This is a genomic window from Luteibacter pinisoli, assembly GCF_006385595.1.
Taxonomy (GTDB): domain Bacteria; phylum Pseudomonadota; class Gammaproteobacteria; order Xanthomonadales; family Rhodanobacteraceae; genus Luteibacter; species Luteibacter pinisoli.
Map to the genome: position 1 here is coordinate 2,975,869 of NZ_CP041046.1, position 17,243 is coordinate 2,993,111.

General features: G+C 66.1%; 19 protein-coding genes. All 19 read right to left on the bottom strand.

What is annotated here, in order from left to right:
* Positions 1 to 2: 2 nt before the first annotated feature.
* Positions 3 to 308: an NADH-quinone oxidoreductase subunit NuoK gene (gene nuoK, locus FIV34_RS13410; RefSeq protein WP_139983576.1), complete on the bottom strand. Its 306-nt coding sequence runs from the start codon at positions 306 to 308 to the stop codon at positions 3 to 5.
* A complete protein-coding gene (locus FIV34_RS13415) occupies positions 305 to 967 on the bottom strand; it encodes an NADH-quinone oxidoreductase subunit J (RefSeq protein ID WP_139983577.1) in 663 nt (220 codons plus the stop codon). The genes nuoK and FIV34_RS13415 overlap by 4 nt, the downstream gene beginning before the upstream one ends.
* Positions 968 to 984: 17 nt before the next feature.
* Entirely contained in the window at positions 985 to 1,476 is a 492-nt protein-coding gene (gene nuoI / locus FIV34_RS13420) for an NADH-quinone oxidoreductase subunit NuoI (RefSeq protein ID WP_139983578.1), read from the bottom strand.
* Between the two features lie 6 nt (positions 1,477 to 1,482).
* Complete coding sequence (gene nuoH, locus FIV34_RS13425) at positions 1,483 to 2,505, bottom strand: NADH-quinone oxidoreductase subunit NuoH (RefSeq protein ID WP_139983580.1); 1,023 nt, start codon at positions 2,503 to 2,505, stop codon at positions 1,483 to 1,485.
* A gap of 3 nt (positions 2,506 to 2,508) precedes the next feature.
* Positions 2,509 to 4,824 (bottom strand): NADH-quinone oxidoreductase subunit NuoG, encoded by a 2,316-nt coding sequence (nuoG, locus tag FIV34_RS13430; protein WP_139983582.1) that lies wholly within the window; start codon positions 4,822 to 4,824, stop codon positions 2,509 to 2,511.
* Positions 4,821 to 6,164 carry an NADH-quinone oxidoreductase subunit NuoF gene (gene nuoF / locus FIV34_RS13435; RefSeq protein WP_139983584.1) on the bottom strand — a complete coding sequence of 448 codons (1,344 nt, stop codon included), beginning with the start codon at positions 6,162 to 6,164 and terminating at the stop codon, positions 4,821 to 4,823. Before nuoF ends, nuoG begins: the two co-directional genes overlap by 4 nt.
* Positions 6,165 to 6,173: 9 nt before the next feature.
* Entirely contained in the window at positions 6,174 to 6,701 is a 528-nt protein-coding gene (gene nuoE, locus FIV34_RS13440) for an NADH-quinone oxidoreductase subunit NuoE (RefSeq protein WP_139983586.1), read from the bottom strand.
* Between the two features lie 20 nt (positions 6,702 to 6,721).
* Positions 6,722 to 7,951, bottom strand: a complete 1,230-nt coding sequence (locus FIV34_RS13445; RefSeq protein WP_246058824.1) for an NADH-quinone oxidoreductase subunit D — start codon at positions 7,949 to 7,951, stop codon at positions 6,722 to 6,724.
* A gap of 27 nt (positions 7,952 to 7,978) precedes the next feature.
* Complete coding sequence (locus FIV34_RS13450) at positions 7,979 to 8,707, bottom strand: NADH-quinone oxidoreductase subunit C (RefSeq protein WP_139983590.1); 729 nt, start codon at positions 8,705 to 8,707, stop codon at positions 7,979 to 7,981.
* Positions 8,708 to 8,719: 12 nt separating this feature from the next.
* The gene (locus FIV34_RS13455) at positions 8,720 to 9,274 is read right to left on the bottom strand and encodes a NuoB/complex I 20 kDa subunit family protein (RefSeq protein WP_139983592.1); all 555 of its coding nucleotides are present in this window, start codon (positions 9,272 to 9,274) and stop codon (positions 8,720 to 8,722) included.
* On the bottom strand, positions 9,265 to 9,621 hold the full coding sequence (locus FIV34_RS13460; RefSeq protein WP_139983594.1) for an NADH-quinone oxidoreductase subunit A: 357 nt from the start codon (positions 9,619 to 9,621) through the stop codon (positions 9,265 to 9,267). The genes FIV34_RS13455 and FIV34_RS13460 overlap by 10 nt, the downstream gene beginning before the upstream one ends.
* 230 nt (positions 9,622 to 9,851) lie before the next feature.
* Positions 9,852 to 10,211, bottom strand: a complete 360-nt coding sequence (locus FIV34_RS13465) for a PilZ domain-containing protein (protein ID WP_139983596.1) — start codon at positions 10,209 to 10,211, stop codon at positions 9,852 to 9,854.
* Positions 10,212 to 10,248: 37 nt separating this feature from the next.
* Complete coding sequence (locus FIV34_RS13470) at positions 10,249 to 11,211, bottom strand: PIG-L deacetylase family protein (protein ID WP_139983598.1); 963 nt, start codon at positions 11,209 to 11,211, stop codon at positions 10,249 to 10,251.
* A gap of 58 nt (positions 11,212 to 11,269) precedes the next feature.
* Positions 11,270 to 12,205: a DNA polymerase III subunit delta' gene (gene holB / locus FIV34_RS13475; RefSeq protein ID WP_139983600.1), complete on the bottom strand. Its 936-nt coding sequence runs from the start codon at positions 12,203 to 12,205 to the stop codon at positions 11,270 to 11,272.
* Between the two features lie 19 nt (positions 12,206 to 12,224).
* Positions 12,225 to 13,253, bottom strand: coding sequence for an endolytic transglycosylase MltG (gene mltG, locus FIV34_RS13480; protein WP_139983602.1), 1,029 nt, complete (start codon positions 13,251 to 13,253; stop codon positions 12,225 to 12,227).
* On the bottom strand, positions 13,253 to 14,086 hold the full coding sequence (gene pabC, locus FIV34_RS13485) for an aminodeoxychorismate lyase (protein WP_139983604.1): 834 nt from the start codon (positions 14,084 to 14,086) through the stop codon (positions 13,253 to 13,255). The genes mltG and pabC overlap by 1 nt, the downstream gene beginning before the upstream one ends.
* Positions 14,083 to 15,429, bottom strand: a complete 1,347-nt coding sequence (locus tag FIV34_RS13490) for an aminodeoxychorismate synthase component I (protein ID WP_139983606.1) — start codon at positions 15,427 to 15,429, stop codon at positions 14,083 to 14,085. The genes pabC and FIV34_RS13490 overlap by 4 nt, the downstream gene beginning before the upstream one ends.
* A gap of 7 nt (positions 15,430 to 15,436) precedes the next feature.
* Complete coding sequence (gene fabF, locus FIV34_RS13495; protein ID WP_139983608.1) at positions 15,437 to 16,726, bottom strand: beta-ketoacyl-ACP synthase II; 1,290 nt, start codon at positions 16,724 to 16,726, stop codon at positions 15,437 to 15,439.
* Positions 16,727 to 16,873: 147 nt separating this feature from the next.
* A complete protein-coding gene (gene acpP / locus FIV34_RS13500) occupies positions 16,874 to 17,113 on the bottom strand; it encodes an acyl carrier protein (protein ID WP_029213434.1) in 240 nt (79 codons plus the stop codon).
* Between the last annotated feature and the right edge of the window lie 130 nt (positions 17,114 to 17,243).

The following is a 17,243-nucleotide window of genomic DNA, read 5'->3' on the forward strand; positions in this document are numbered from 1 at the left end:
GATCAACCCTTCATGCTGTCGATTTCGGCGACATTGATGGTGCGGCGGTTACGGAACAGCAGCACCAGGATCGCCAGGCCGATAGCGGATTCCGCCGCGGCCACGGTGAGGATGAAGAACACGAACACCTGGCCGGAGACATCGCCGAAGAAGCGCGAGAAGGCCACGAAGTTGGTGTTCACCGCGAGGAGCATCAGCTCGATCGCCATGAGCAGCACGATCACGTTCTTGCGGTTGATGAACATGCCGGCGACGGCGATGCAGAACAGGATCGCGCCGAGCACGATGTAATGGGAAAGCGTGATCACTTGGCGTTCTCCTGCGTCGGATCGGCGGCCGGGGGCGCCGGCGGCGGCAGCACGGATGCCACCTGGCTCGGGGCCATCTTCACCACGCGCACGCGGTCGGTTGCCTGCACGGACACCTGCTGGGCGGCCGACTGGTGACGCACGCCGAGGCGCTCGCGCAGGGTCAGGGCCACGGCGGCGACGACACCCACGGTCAGGATCAGGGCGGCGATTTCGAACGGCAGCAGGAAGTCGGTGTACAGGGCCTGGCCCAGCCACGCGACGTTCGAGCTGCCGGCCGGGTTCGGGCCGAGCGTGTGGGCGTGCATGGCCTTCACGCCGATCATCGCCAGCATTTCAACCAGCATGACCACGGCGACGATGATGCCCACCGGCAGGTAGCGGATGAAGCCCTCGCGGACGACCTCCTGCTTGATGTCCAGCATCATGACCACGAACAGGAACAGCACCATCACCGCGCCGACGTAGACGACGACGAGGGCGATGGCCAGGAACTCCGCTTCGGCAAGGAGCCACACGCAGGCCATGCTGAAGAAGGTCAGCACGAGCGACAGCACGGCATGCACCGAGTTGCGCACGGTGATGACCATGAGCCCTGCAAGGACGGCAACGCCGGCAAAGAGGTAAAAACAGATGAGTTGAAGCAGATCGGTATTCATCGTATGTCCCGGGCCCCTTAGCGGTAAGCCGCGTCCTGGGCGCGGGCGGCAGCGATGTCCTGCTCGAAGCGGTCACCGATGGCCAGCAGCTGGGCCTTGGTCACCACGTTCTCGCCGCGATGTTCCATGTGGTACTCGTGCACGTGGGTCTCCACGATGGAATCAACCGGGCAGCTCTCTTCGCAGAAGCCGCAGAAGATGCACTTGAACAGGTCGATGTCGTAACGGGTGGTGCGGCGCTGGCCATCTTCCGGGCGCGGGGCCGAGTCGATGGTGATCGCCAGGGCCGGGCACACCGCCTCGCACAGCTTGCACGCGATGCAGCGCTCTTCACCGTTGGCGTAACGGCGCAGGGCGTGCAGGCCACGGAAGCGGTTCGACTTGGGAATGTGCTCGAACGGATAGCGCATCGTGTACTTCGGGCTGAACATGTAACGCATGGTCAGGCCCATGCCCTTGAACAGCTCGAGCAGCAGGAGGCTCTTGAAATAGTGGGTTACGCGGGACATGGCTCTTTAGGCTCCCGTGCCGATGTGGACCCAGCCGAAATACTTCATGCAGCCGGCGACGAGGACCCAGACGATGGTGATGGGAATGAAGACCTTCCAGCCGAGACGCATGATCTGGTCGTAGCGGTAGCGCGGGAAGCTGGCGCGGAACCACAGGAACAGGAAGGCAAAGATGAAGACCTTCAGGAACAGCCAGAGGATGCTGGCATGGCCGATGAAGCCCCACGATTCGGGGAACGGCGACAGCCAGCCGCCCACGAACAGGATCGAGGAGAGGAAGCTCACCAGGATCATGTTGGCGTATTCAGCCAGGAAGAACAGCGCGAACGGCGAGCCGGAGTACTCAACGTGGAAGCCAGCGACGATTTCCGATTCGCCTTCCGCCACGTCGAACGGTGCGCGGTTGGTTTCCGCCACGCCCGAGACGAAGTAGATGACGAACACCGGCAGCAGCGGAATCCAGTACCAGCTCAGTGCGCCGCCGGCCTGTGCGTCGACGATGGCCGTCAGGTTCAGGCTACCGGTCAGCACCAGCACGCAGACGATGGACATGCCCATCGCCAGCTCGTAGGAGATGACCTGCGCCGCGGCGCGCATGGCGCCAAGCATCGCGTAACGCGAGTTGGAGGCCCAGCCGGCGAGGATGATGCCGTACACGCCCATCGAGGTCATCGCCAGCAGGTACAGCACGCCAGCGTTGACGTTGGCGAGCACCACGCCCGGGGCAAACGGAACCACCGCCCACGCGCACAGGGCGGGCACGAGGGCCAGCATCGGTGCGAGGTAGTACAGGAACTTGTTCGCGTTGGTCGGCAGCACCACTTCCTTCAGAAGCAGCTTGACCACGTCCGCGAACGCCTGCAGCAGGCCGGCGGGGCCCACTTTGTTGGGCCCCATGCGGACGTGCATCCAGCCCAGCACCTTGCGCTCCCACCAGACGTAAAGCGCGACGCCGATAACCAGCGGCAGCACGATCGCCAGGATGAACAGCACCGGCAGCAAGAGGTGGTCGAAGAGTTGATCGGCCATGGGTTACGCCTTGCTCAGGGTGATGGCAGCGCCGTACGGCGGCAGCATCGCGGTTTCGGAAAGCGCGGCCTCGATCCACGCGGCGCCCTTCGGCACCGACGCATCGACAACCACCGGGAGCACGCTGTCACCGACGCGCGCGCTGCCGCCATCGGCCAGGCCGAGCGTGCCGGCGTCGTCCGCGTTGATGCGGATGGCGGCCGGACGGTTCAGCGGATGCGCGTTCAGGGCACCCGCGCGGCGCAGGACAGCGTCACCGCGGTAGATGGGCACCGTGGCCAGGCGCGAGAACGAGACGCCCGAAACGCGCTGGGCGAGCACCGGACGAACGTCCGTCGGGCGCTCCAGCATGCCGTCGCGCAGGCCGGCGAGGTCATCGAACTCGAAACCGGACACACCGAGCATGCCGCCAAGGGCGCGCAGCACCTTCCAGCCTTCGCGCGCTTCGCCCGGCGCCTTGGCACCGGCGAGCACGGTCTGGGCGGTGCCTTCGGCATTGACCAGGGTGCCTTCCAGTTCCGGCGTCAGCGCGATCGGGAGGATCACGTCGGCCGAATCCTTGAGCGCATCCGAAGCGTAGGCCGCGAAGGCGACCACGGTCTGCGCCGAATGCATGGCCTGCTGGGCCAGTGCGCCGTCGGCGAAATCGTGCGGCGGCTCCACGTTGTAGAGCACGTAGCCCTTGCGCGGCTGGGCCAGCATGGCGCGCGCATCGAGGCCACCCGCCGTCGGCAGCACGCCGACGGCAGACAGGCCGATGGCGTTGGCGCCGGTCGGGATTTCGTTGTACGCCGCACCGGCAGCCTGCGCGATGAACCGCGCGATGGCACGCAGCCAGGAGGCTTCCGGATGGTTGGCGGCGGCGTGGCCGAAGATCACCACGGCGCCTTCCACGGCGAACGCCTTGTAGGCAGCGCGGTGCTCGTCGGTCGTCGTCGCCGCGTTCACCACGCTGGCGATCGATTCCGGCACGGCCGCACCGGACTCGGCAGCCACCTTGGCGAACTGCAGCAGCTCGGCGACGAGCTCGTGCGGTGCCGCCACGGCTTCACCGGCCAGCGGATAGTTGAAGTTGAAATGCGCCGGGTTGACGGCAAACACCATGGCGCCCTTCTTGGCGGCCTGGCGGATGCGGTGGTTGAGCAGCGGCACTTCGTTGCGCAGGTCCGAACCGACCAGCAGCGCGCTCTTCACCTTGTCGAGCGAAGCCACGGCCGAGGCAAACGGCTTGGCGAACGCGTTGTCGGCGAAGTCGAGCTGACGCAGGCGGTGATCGACGTGGGCGCTGCCCAGGCCACGCGCCAGGCGGACGAGCAGCTCGCCCTCCTCGTTCGTCGTTGCCGGGTTCACTAGGATGCCGAGGTCGGCACCCGAGACGCTCTTCAGCGCTTCGCGGGCCACCGACAGCGCGTCGTCCCACGTAGTGGTCGCCCACTGGCCGTTACGCTTGACCATCGGCGCCTTGACGCGATCCGCCGCGTACAGGCCCTGGTGGCTGTAGCGGTCACGGTCGGACAGCCAGCACTCGTTGATCGATTCGTTATCGCGCGGCACCGTGCGCAGCACTTCGCCGCGGCGCGTGTGCAGCCACAGGTTGGAGCCGAGCGCGTCGTGATACGCCACGGACGGGCGAGCCACCAGCTCCCAGGCGCGGGCCTGGAACTGGAACGGCTTGTTGGTCAGCGCGCCCACCGGGCAAACGTCGATGATGTTGCCCGACAGTTCGCTCTCGATGGTCTTGCCGATGTAGGTGCCGATCTCGAGGTTTTCACCGCGGCTCATGCCACCCAGCTCGTACGTGCCCGCGATCTCGCTCGTGAAGCGGACGCAGCGCGTGCACTGGATGCAGCGGGTCATCTCGGTGGCGATCAGCGGGCCGAGGTTCTCGTCGGCCACCGTACGCTTGCGCTCGACATAGCGGGACACAGAACGGCCGTAGCCGAGCGAGACGTCCTGCAGTTCGCATTCGCCGCCCTGGTCGCAGATCGGGCAGTCCAGCGGATGGTTGATCAGCAGGAACTCCATCACGTTGCGCTGTGACTTCAGTGCCTTGTCCGAACGCGTGAACACCTTCATGCCCTCGCCTACCGGCGTGGCGCAGGCCGGTGCCGGCTTCGGCATCTTCTCGATCTCCACCAGGCACATGCGGCAGTTGGCGGCGATCGGGAGCTTGCGGTGGTAGCAGAAGCGCGGGATGGCGATACCGACGGCATCGGCCGCCTGGATAATCATCGCTCCCTTGGCTACCTGCACGGGGACGCCGTCAATCTCGATATTGACGAGGTCCGGCGCGGCGTTGGCTACGGGCTGCGCACTCATGCAGCGACTCCAGTGGTGGCCGTGCCAGCCGGGCCGTCCACGATGGAACGGCCATGCTGCACGTAGTATTCGAATTCGTGCCAGAAGTGGTACAGGAAGCCCTGCACCGGCCACGCGGCGGCTTCACCGAAGGCGCAGATGGTGTGGCCTTCGATCTGGCCCGCGACGGCCTTCAGGCGATGCAGGTCATCCTGCGTGCCCTTGCCTTCCACGATGCGCGACAGCACGCGATGCATCCAGCCGGTGCCTTCGCGGCACGGGGTGCACTGGCCGCACGATTCGGCCATGTAGAAGCGCGAGATGCGGTGGCAGGCGCGGACCATGCAGGTCTTGTCGTCCATCACGATGACGGCACCCGAACCCAGGCCCGAACCCGCCTTCTGCAGCGAGTCGTAGTCCATGGTGCATTCCATCATCTTCTCGGCCGGCAACACCTTCATCGAGGAGCCGCCGGGGATGACCGCCTTCAGCTTGTTACCGGTGCGGACGCCGCCGGCCATGGCCAGCAGGTCGGCGAACGGCGTGCCCAGCTTGATCTCGAAGTTGCCCGGGTTGTTCACGTGGCCGGAGACCGAGAAGATCTTCGGGCCGCCGTTGTTCGGCTTGCCGATGTTGAGGAACCACTCCGCGCCGTTGCGCAGGATGGCCGGCACCGAGGCATAGGTCTCGGTGTTGTTGATCGTCGTCGGACGGCCATACAGGCCAAAGCCGGCCGGGAACGGCGGCTTGAAGCGCGGCTGGCCCTTCTTGCCTTCCAGCGATTCCATCAGCGCGGTTTCTTCGCCGCAGATGTACGCGCCGGCGCCGAGGGCGTTGTAGATATCGACGTCGATACCGGTGCCATCGATGTTCTTGCCGAGCAGGCCCGCGGCGTAGGCTTCCGCCAGCGCCTCTTCGATGTGCTCGAACGGCTCGTGGTGGAACTCACCGCGCAGGTAGTTGTAGGCCACGGTGGAACCGGTGCAGTAGCACGCGATCGCCAGGCCTTCGAGTACCGAATGCGGGTTGAAGCGCAGGATGTCGCGATCCTTGCAGGTACCCGGCTCGGATTCATCCGAGTTGCAAAGGATGTACTTCTGGCCCGGCGCGTTGCGCGGCATGAACGACCACTTCAGGCCTGTCGGGAAGCCGGCGCCGCCACGGCCGCGCAGCGAGCTCTTCTTGATCTCTTCGATCAGCGCCGCCGGATCCGGCTTTTCAGCCAGGATCCTGCGCCACGCCTTCCAGCCGTCGACTTTCTCGTAGCTCTCGAGCGACCACGGCTTTTCAAAATGCAGGGTCGTGTAGACGACCTGGTGTTCCTGGGGTGCGGGTCCGACCGGACCAGTGGTGCTAGCCATTGCCGTTCCTCACTTAAGGCCGTCGAGCAGCGCGTCGACCGATTCGGTCGTCAGCTTCTCGTGGTAATGACCGTTGACCACCATCATCGGCGCGCCAGCGCACGCGGCCAGGCACTCCTCTTCCTGCTTGAGGTAGATGCGGCCGTCGGCGGTGCTCTCGCCGGTCTTGATGCCCAGCTTCTTCTCGCAATGGCGCACGATGCCTTCGGCACCGTTGAGCCAGCACGAGATGTTGGTGCAGATGGCGACGTTGTTGCGGCCCACGGGCGTGGTCTCGAACATCGAGTAGAAGCTCGCGACTTCGTACGCCCAGATCGGCGGCAGGTCGAGGTACTTCGCGACCGCCGTGATCAGTTCATCGGTGAGGTAACCGACGTTCTGTTCCTGGGCCGCCATCAGCGACTGGATCAGCGCCGAGCGCTTGCGATCCGGCGGGAACTTGGACACCCAGTGGTCGATATGTTCGCGGGTGTGATCGTTGAGCACGGCGAACGGATCAACGTCCTTTACCTGCTCGAAATGACCGGTGGCTTTCATGATTCTTATACTCCGTCGACTTAGCGGTCGACTTCGCCGAAGACGAGATCGTAGGTGCCGATCATCGCGACGACGTCGGCGAGCATGTGGCCCCGCACGAAGGCGTCCATCGAAGACAGGTGGGCGAAGCCGGGCGCGCGCAGGTGCACGCGGAACGGCTTGTTGGCACCGTCGGAAACGAGGTAGCAGCCAAATTCACCCTTCGGTGCTTCCACGGCGGCATAGGTTTCGCCGGCCGGGACGCCATAGCCCTCGGTGAAGAGCTTGAAGTGGTGGATCAGCGCTTCCATGTCGTTTTTCATTTCGACACGGCTGGGCGGGGCGACCTTGTAGTTCTGCACCATCACCGGGCCCGGGTTGGCCTTGAGCCAATCCACGCACTGGCGAATGATGCGGTTGGACTGGCGCATTTCTTCCACGCGAACCAGGTAACGGTCGTAGCAGTCGCCGTTGACGCCGACGGGAACGTCGAAATCCATGTGCTCGTAGGCGGCGTACGGCTGCTTCTTGCGAAGATCCCACGCGATGCCCGAACCACGCAGCATGGCGCCGGTCATGCCCCAGGCCTGGGCCTTCTCGGGCGAGACGATGCCGATGCCGACGGTACGCTGCTTCCAGATACGGTTGTTGGTGAGCAGCAATTCGTACTCATCCACGCGCGCCGGGAAGTCGTTGGTGAACTCCGTGAGGTAGTCCAGCATCGAACCTTCGCGCCAGTTGTTCAGGCGCTTGAGGTCGCCACCCTTGTGCCACGGCGATTCGCGGTACTGCGGCATCTGCTCCGGCAGGTCGCGGTACACGCCGCCCGGGCGGTAGTACGTGGCGTGCATGCGCGCGCCGGAAACAGCCTCGTACACGTCCATGAGCTCTTCGCGCTCACGGAAGGCGTACAGGAACACGGCCATCGCGCCCAGGTCGAGCGCGTTGGAACCGACCCACATCAGGTGGTTCAGGATGCGGGTGATCTCGTCGAACATCGTGCGGATGTACTGCGCGCGAACCGGCGCCTCGATCCCCATGAGGTTTTCGATGGCGCGCACGTAGGCGTGCTCGTTGCACATCATCGACACGTAGTCGAGGCGGTCCATGTAACCGATGGACTGGTTGAACGGCTTGGACTCGGCGAGCTTCTCGGTACCACGGTGCAGCAGGCCGATGTGCGGATCGGCACGGACGATGGTCTCGCCGTCCATCTCCAGCACCAGGCGCAGCACGCCGTGCGCAGCGGGATGCTGCGGACCGAAGTTCATCGTGTAATTGCGGATCTCTTCCACGGCTTAATTCTCCCGCCAGCGGTCGGCGGCTTCCGCCCTGGCCTGATCGAGGTCGGCATCGTTGCGGATCGTGCGCGGCACAAGCACGCGCGGCTCGATCGAAACCGGTTCGTAGACGACACGCTTCTGCTCGGCGTCGTAGCGAACTTCGACGTTGCCAATCAGCGGGAAGTCCTTGCGGAACGGATGGCCCACGAAGCCGTAATCGGTAAGGATGCGGCGCAGGTCGGGGTGGCCATCGAAAATGATGCCAAACAGGTCGAATGCTTCGCGCTCGAACCAGTCGGCGCCCGGCCACAGGCCCGTCACCGACGGCACCACCGGGAAGTTGTCGTCTTCGCAGAACGCGCGCAGGCGAATGCGCTGGTTATCTTCGATCGACAGCAGGTGGTACACGGCAGCGAAGCGGCGCGGCAGTTCTGCCGGACGCGGGCGCTCGGCCCAGGTGAAGCGGCCGACCGCCTGGCCTTCGACGCCGCGCGAGAAGCTTTCGCCCTGCGCCGTGTCGGTGTCCCATTCGGTCTTGCCGTAGCTCAGGTAATCCACGCCACAGATGTCGATGAAGACGGTGAAGCGGAAACCCGCCTCGTCACGCAGCGCGGTGGCCACGGCGATCAGGTCGCGCGGGGCGACCTCGGCCGTGACTTCGTTGCGCTCGACCTTCACCGACAGCATGTCGCCGAAGCGTGCGGCGAGGCGTTCGACCAGCGAGGTCTCGTTATTAACGCTCATGTGCAGGCCCTGTTAGCGCGCGATCGTGTGGGTGCGGCGGATCTTCTTCTGCAGCTGCAGGATGCCGTGGATCAGCGCTTCGGCCGTCGGCGGGCAGCCCGGCACGTAGATGTCGACCGGCACGATGCGATCGCAGCCACGCACGACCGAATACGAATAGTGGTAGTAGCCGCCGCCGTTGGCGCACGAGCCCATGGAGATCACCCACTTCGGCTCCGGCATCTGGTCGTAGACCTTGCGCAGGGCCGGGGCCATCTTGTTGACCAGGGTGCCGGCGACGATCATCACGTCGGACTGGCGCGGGCTGGGACGGAACACGACGCCGAAGCGATCGAGATCCAGGCGCGCCGCACCGGCGTGCATCATTTCCACCGCGCAGCAGGCCAGGCCGAACGTCATCGGCCACATCGAGCCGGTGCGCGCCCAGTTCATCAGGGCGTCGACGCTGGTGACGCCGAAGCCGCGCTGCGGCAGCGGGGCGTCGCCGTTCGGGCGGATGATGTCGTCAACGAGGTTGAGCGGCTCCGGGTTGTGCATCACCCGGTCGATGGTGGTCATCACTCCCATTCGAGCGCTCCCTTCTTCCAGACATAACCGAAACCGACCACGAGCAGCGCGAGGAACAGCGCCATTTCAACCAGTGCGATGAGTCCGATCTTGTCGAACACCACGGCCCAGGGGAAAAGGAAGGCAATTTCCAGATCGAAAATAATGAAGAGGATGGCGATGAGGTAATAGCGCACATCGAACTTCATGCGTGCGTCCTCGAAGGCCTCGAAGCCGCACTCATAAGGCGAGAGCTTTTCCGCATCGGGACGGCGCGGACCGGCAAGCATGCCGAGCACCATCAGGACGAGGCCTAGGCCTACGGCCACGGCAATGAACAACAGGACGGGCCAATATTGGGCAAGCACGATGCTGCGTACCTCCGCGCCTCGCTGGGCGCATCAGTGACCGTCGACGGGGACGAGCGGTCCGGCTAGGGGCGCCGAAGCTTTTTTCGAATCGATCCAAACGGACCGATCCGTGCGGGCACGCCAGGCGCACCAACGACTCCGGAGATCCACAATCTCACGTTGGGGAACCGATCTATTGTACCAGTGCGTGCAGGTATCGGGACAAGTCTTAATGAAGGAAAAACCCGTTACATCGTCTGGGTTGGCCGCTCGGAATTGAGGGTACCGGCCAGGATGGCCTCGATTCGCTGCCGGGCCGCCTCGCTCTCGGGGGACTCGTTGAACTGGATGCCGACCCCGGCGGTGCGGTTGCCCTGGGCACCGACGGGCGTGATCCAGACGACTTTGCCGGCGACCGACAGGCGCTCGTTATCGTCGATCAGGGTGACCAGCAGGGCCACCTCGTCACCGAGGTTGTAGCGCTGGGCCGTGGGCGCGAACAGGCCGCCGGTCTTCAGGAACGGCATGTACGAGATGTACAGGGAATTCACGTCCTTGATCTTCAGCGACAGGATGCCCTGGCGCGGCGACGGGCTGGTGGCGTTCATGGCAGCGTTGGATTCCCTTGGATGCCGGCCATCCTAGCTAGGCGACAGGCCGGGCCACAAGCCCGACCGGCTCCGGGTCCTGGCACACCCAGCCGTAACGGTCGTAGATCCACGGGGTGGAGAGGTCGGCGGTGAGCTTGACGAAGGCCGGGCCGGGCACGGGTCGCAGGGCCAGGAGCCAGTCGTCGCCTTCGCGCTCCAGCGGCGCCGCGCGCCATGCCCAGTGCCGCGTGCCCTGCCCGTCCGCCAGCAACACCCGCAGGCGCGAACGGGCAAACGAACCCGGACGCCACGGCAAGCGCAGCAGGTCGCCGGAGACCGAGGGCTGCGGCCGGTCGAAGCGTTCAGGGCGGGAAGCGATACCCAGCATCCGTTCGCGGCTCAGTGCCATCTGCGTGGCGTGCTCCAGCACGGCGGCGATCTTCGTCGCCTGGCGCTCGGGGTCGGCGTCGGGAACGATCAGGTCCTCCGGCGCGCTCGCCTCGGTGCCATGCACCATGTACGTCAGGACGTCGGCGGCGGAACCTGCGGCATGCAGGGCCAGCCGGGCAAGGACGTGGGCGGCCCCATGGTCGGGATGGCGGTCGCCCAGGTCGGGAATGACGACCAGCGTGGGACGCACGCGCTCGATGACGGCGCGCAACCTGCCCACGGATGCCTCGTAGCGCCCGCGCAACTGGGCGGTCACCTGCATGTCGTGCCAGCCCATGGCGTGGAGGTGATCCGGGCCGACGCCGAGCCGGCCCAGCGCGGCAGCCACTTCGCCCCGGCGGCGCTCACCCCAGCGCCTGCGTCCGGCCGCACCGATGAACACGCGCTTTTCCATCCAGCGCTGCGGCCATGGGTTGTCGTCGCCATCGGTGAGCAGCGCCACGTCCACCCGGCCACCCAGGGCCAGGCAGCGCTGGATCAGCATGCCGGCCGCCAGCGACTCGTCGTCCGGGTGCGGAGCGACGACCAGGAGACGTGTGGACGCATCGATGGTGGGGGCGTGGGGCACGGCGTTACCGGGGGTGCGTCTGAGCCTGGATTAGGGCGGATTCGGCGAAAAGGCCACGTCAACGCCAGGCGGCGATGAGTTCCAGCAGCAGCAGGTCGGTGCGCAGGGGGCCGCGCAGGGCGTCGCGCGCCCGGTTTGCCCGGCCATACCAGGCATCCAGCGATTCGTCGTCGAGCTGGCTGTCCAGCGGCAGCGGGCGCCCCGCGGCACGGGCGCGCAGCTCATCGGTCGCCGCCTGGGCGGCAAACCACACGTAGCGCGCCGGGTCGGTCGCCTGCCAGCGCTTCACGACCTCCATGGGGTCGCCACGCCCGGCGGCGAGGCCCTTGAGGTCGTTGCGCACTTCAGACCGCTGCTTGAGCGCTCCGTCGGTAGCCCACTCGCGGGCCAGCCCGGGATTGCCCCCGGCGGCCTCAAGCGCCGCGGCGGCGTCGGCCACCCCTTCGGCGCGCAGCCAGTCCAGGGCCACCTCGTTCGACGGGACCATGAAGTCCACGCGCTGGCAGCGGCTGCGGATCGTCGCCGGCAGGCGCGCCGGCTGGTCGGCCACAAGGATAAGGATGGTCGAGGCGGTCGGCTCTTCCAGGGTTTTCAACAGGGCGTTCGCGGCCGCCGCGTTCATCGCGTCCGCCGGGTCGATGGTGGCCACCTGCCAGCCGCCGAACTGGCTGGCCATGGCCAGGCGCTGGGACAGCTCGCGCACCTGGTCCACCACGATTTCCGTGCGCGCGCCGCCGTCCTTGCGCACGCCGAAGCTGAGCGACACGATGTCCGGATGCGTCCCGGCTGCCACCAGATGGCAGCTGCGGCAGACCCCGCAGGCGACGCCATCCACCGGCTGCTGGCAGAGCAAGCCCTTCACGAAGGCGTCAAGGAACTCACGCTTGCCCAGCCCGGCAGGGCCGGCCAGCAACAACGCATGGGGCAATGCCCCGCGCTCACGACGCGCCTGCAGGCGTGCCCACGCCTCTGCCAGCCACGGGCGGGCGGTCATGCGGGGCGTCCTGGGGTCGTCATGGGCATCGCTTCAACTGGTAACAGGCCACGGCCTTGTTGTGTTCTTCGAGGGTGGCCGAAAACACATGGCTGCCATCGCCGCGCGCGACGAAGTACAGCTCCTTGCCTTCGGCCGGGTGCAGGGCCGCCTCGATCGCTGCACGCCCCGGGAGGGCGATGGGCGTCGGCGGCAGGCCGGCACGCGTGTACGTATTGTAGGGGGTGTCGGTGGTCAGGTCGCTCTTGTGGATGTTGCCGGCATACGCCGCGCCCATGCCGTAGATCACCGTCGGGTCCGTCTGCAGCAGGATGTGCTGTTCCAGCCGGCGCACGAACACACCCGCGATGCGCGGCCGCTCGTCCGCCTTGCCGGTTTCCTTCTCCACGATCGAGGCGAGGATCAACGCCTCGTACGGACTGGCCAGCGGCAGGTCCTTCGCCCGGCCGGGCCACGCCGAGTCGAGCGTCTTGCTCATCGCGCCGTAGGCGCGCTTGAGGACACTGCTATCGGTGTCACCCTTCACGTAGGCGTAGGTTTCCGGCAGGAAACGACCCTCGGGGTTATCGCCCGGCGCACCCAGGCGCTGCATGATCGCCGCGTCGTCCAGGCCCGCCGTGTCGTGCGTGAGCGTATCGACGGTGCCGAGCGCGCGGCGAAGGTCGGCAAACGTCCAGCCATCCACGATGGTGAAATTGCGCTGCATGACCTTGCCGGCGGCCATGTCCGCGATGAGGTCGCGCGGGGTCATGCCCGGGCGCAGCGCGAACTCGCCCGCGTGGAGGCGGCCCGACGCGTGCATTTCCATGGCGAGCACGCGCCAGTACAGCGGCGATGCCCGGGTGACGCCGCGATCGCCCAGTTCGCGGACGATGTCCCTGAACGACGAACCACGGGCGACATCGATGCTCTGCCCTGCCACCGGGAGTGACAGCGGCGTGCGGGCAAAGCGGGCCCAGTCGAACCAGAGCCAGGCACCGGCGGCCATGGCGGCGAGCAGCAGCACCAGCAAGACAACGCGCCAACGGGCAGCGCCACGCACATTCATCAATCACGATCCTTGGCACGGTTCGGCAACGGCAAGCCCAGGCTAGACCAGTGCGCCTGCAGCGCACGGGTCACGGGGCCGGGTCGCCACGTGCGGGCATCGAGCGCCCGGACAGGGAGGATGCCCCGAACGGCCGATGTGAGGAAGACCTCATCCGCATCACCCAGTTGCGACGGGCTCATCCGCCGCACCGCAACGGGCTGCACGGCCATCACTTCGGCGCGAGCCACGCCTGCGACACCGCACTGGTCCACCGGGGGCGTGACCAGCTCGTCGCCGAAGACGGCAAACAGGTTGGCCGCCGTGGCGCAGACCACGTGCCCGTCGCTATCGCACATCAGGCCTTCCGCGAAGGCCGGGTCCGTCCACTCGGCACGCGCCAGCACCTGCTCCAGGCGGTTGAGATGCTTCAGGCCAGCCAGCAGCGGCTGCGCGGCCATTCGCGTGTCGCACAGGCGCACCGCCACCCCCTGCTCCGCCGCCTGCGCGTCCAGCGTGAGCGGCGACGCCGACACGACCAGGGTGGGCCGCGGATGCTGCGGCAAGGCGTACCCTCGTTCGCCGACACCTCGGCTAAGGGTCACGCGTACCACCGCATCATCCCAGCCGGCGGACAGCCTGAGCACTTCGTCATGGATCGCGTCCATCGCGGGCGCGGGCAGGCGCAGCCGTTGGCATCCTTCGCCGAGGCGCGCGCGATGGCGCGGCCACAAGGGCACCCGCCCCGCCACGACGCGCACCGTTTCAAACAGGCCATCGCCGTAAGTAAAGCCGCGGTCCGCCGCGGAAACGACGACGCCGTCGCGAAAGTCCACGGAGACGCGCGTCGTCATGCGGCGCCAAAGATCCGCAGCAGGCCACGTGCCTTGGCCCGGGTTTCTTCCAGCTCTTTCTCCGGCACGGAATCGGTGACGATGCCCGCCCCGGCGCGCAACGATACCTCGCGCCCTTCGGCCATCAGGGTGCGGATGAGGATGTTGAGGTCCATGTCGCCGCTGTCATCGACGTAGCCGAGCGCGCCGGTATACGCACCGCGTGGCTCCTGCTCGATGTCGCCGATGATCTGCATGCAGCGCACCTTCGGACAGCCGGTGATCGTGCCACCCGGGAAGGTCGCGGCGATGACCTCGCCCGGCGTCACGCCCTCGCGAGCGCGGCCACGGACATTGGAAACGATGTGATGCACATGCGCGTAGCTCTCCACCACCATGAGCTCATCCACCTTCACGCTACCCGGCACGCAGACGCGGCCGAGGTCGTTGCGTTCCAGGTCGATAAGCATCACGTGCTCGGCGCGCTCCTTGGGATGCGTGGTCAGTTCAAGGATACGTGCCGCATCGTCATCACCGGGAAGCCGCGGACGCGTGCCGGCGATGGGGCGCGTCTGCAGCACGCCGTCGCGCGATTCGACGAGGCGCTCGGGCGAGGAGCTGACGACGGCCCAGCCATCACCCTGCAGGAGGCCGGCGAACGGCGCGGGATTGGCCCGGCGTAGCGCCTGCATCAGCGCGGCCGGACGCGGCGCATCGGTGAAATGCGCGCACCAGCGGCGCGACAGGTTCACCTGGAAGGTGTCACCGGCCCGCAGGTGTTCGTGGATACGGACCACGCCATCCAGGAAGCGCTGCGGCTCGTCTTCGTCGACGCGTTCCGGCGCGGCCAGGGCCAGCTCGGGCAAGACGCTATCGAGGTCGGCGGCCAGCGTGTCGAGCCAATGCCCGGCACCCTCTTCCGCCACGAGGATCGTGCGGCCTTCCACGTGATCGACGATGGCGGCGGCCGGCGAACGCAGCGCAAAAGCCACCGGTGCAATGCCACGCGCTACCGGCAGGTGCAGTGACGGTTCGACCTGCCCCGCCACTTCATAGCCGAGGTAAACCACCCAGCCGCCGTGAAACGGCAAGCCGTCATCGACACGGGCACGGCGATGCGCCGACCATGCAAGGTCGAATGCATCAAGGAACGTGCTGTCGACGACCGCGCCCTTCTTATCGCGCAACACGCCATGCGCGTCCAGCGTCAGTGAGGCGTCGCCGCCCGCGAAGAGGATGTCGAAACGGGACTGCGCCGTGCCCGTGACGGCCGACGCCAGCAGGGCCGGATAGCGGTCCGGATACAACGCGGCCGGCGCGAGGAGATCGCGCCGGCCGGCGAGGGTTCGCGTGGTGAAAGCCAACGCGGGGTCAGACGCGACGGAAGACGAGCGTACCGTTGGTGCCACCGAAACCGAACGAATTGGACATGGCGACGGTGAGGTCGGCCTTTTCCGCCTTGTTCGGCACGAGGTCCATGCCCAGTGCAGCAACTTCTGGGTCCAGGTTCTCGAGGTTCATGGTCGGCGGCATGATGCCGTCGCGCAGCGCCATGATGGAGAAGATCGCCTCGACACCACCGGCGGCACCCAGCAGGTGACCGGTGACCGACTTGGTGGAGCTGACGGCGAACTTGCCCTTCTTCGTGGCGTGCTCGCCGAACACGCTGCGGATGGCCTTGGCTTCGCCCAGGTCACCCACGGGCGTGGACGTGCCATGCGCGTTGACGTACTGGACGTCTTCCGCCTTGAGGCCGGCATCGTGCAGCGCGTTGCGCATGGCCAGTTCAGCGCCATCGCCGCTCGGCGAGGTGATGTGGTACGCATCGCCACTCATGCCGAAGCCGACGAGCTCGGCCAGGATCGTCGCACCGCGCGCCTTGGCGAATTCGTATTCCTCGAGCATGAGCATGCCCGCGCCGTTGGAGAGCAGGAAACCATCACGGTCGACGTCCCACGGACGGCTGGCGTGCTTCGGGTCGTCGTTGCGCGTGGACATGGCCTTGGCCGAGCAGAAACCCGCCATCGCCGTCGGCGTGGTCGCGAACTCCGAGCCACCCGCCAGCATCGCATCGGCGTCGCCGTACTGGATGAGGCGCATGGCCATGCCGATGTTGTGCGCGGCCGTCGTGCAGGCCGACACCAGGGCGATGTTCGGGCCCTTCAGGCCGTGGTAGATCGACAGGTTGCCCGCCACCATGTTGATGATGGAGCTGGGCACGTAGAACGGCGACACCTTGCGCGGGCCCTTTTCGGCCAGCTCGAGCGCCGTCCCTTCAATGGTGTGCAGGCCGCCGATGCCTGCGCCGGCGGCGACGCCGACACGGCCGGCATTCTCGTCGGTGATGACGAGGCCCGACTGACGAAACGCATGCGTGCCAGCGACGATGCCGAAGTGGATGAACGGGTCCATCCGCTTGAAGTCTTTCGCGATGGAACGGCGCTCGTCGTCCGGCGTGTCGGTGCCGGCGAAGTACGCGTCCACGGCATCAAACCCCGGCACTTCACCGGCAATGCGGGTGGTGTATGCGCTGGCGTCGAACTCGGTGACCGGGCCGATGCCCGAATTCCCTTCGACAACGTTCTTCCAGGCGGTGGCGATATCGTTACCGACCGGCGAGATGATCCCCATGCCGGTCACTACCACACGTCGCTTACTCATGCGTTTGTTCCTTCACTGTGCCCGTGTTAACCATACGCAGGCGCAGGTTACAAAAGGCGGAAACGAAAACTGCGCCATAACGGCGCAGCTTCCATGTCGCTCGGAAATCAAAGGGAGGCGATGCCTCTCTCGACGACCTGTCGGCTATCAGGCTTTGACGTGGGCCTTGACGTAGTCGACAGCCTGCTGAACCGTCGTGATCTTCTCGGCTTCTTCGTCCGGGATCTCGCACTCGAACTCTTCTTCAAGAGCCATCACGAGTTCGACGGTATCCAGCGAATCAGCGCCCAGATCGTCCACGAACGAGGCGTTCGTGGTCACTTCATCTTCCTTGACGCCCAGCTGTTCGACGACGATCTTCTTGACGCGTTCTTCGATGGTGCTCATGTCGCTATAACCTCCCGAGGGAAAAAAATCCGGCGAATTGTAGTGGCTAAGGTCCATACCCGCCAGCACGTTGCCGTGACGTAGATAGCGTCCGGGCGAACCCGGGCGCGAAAGGGTGATTGTCTCTCAA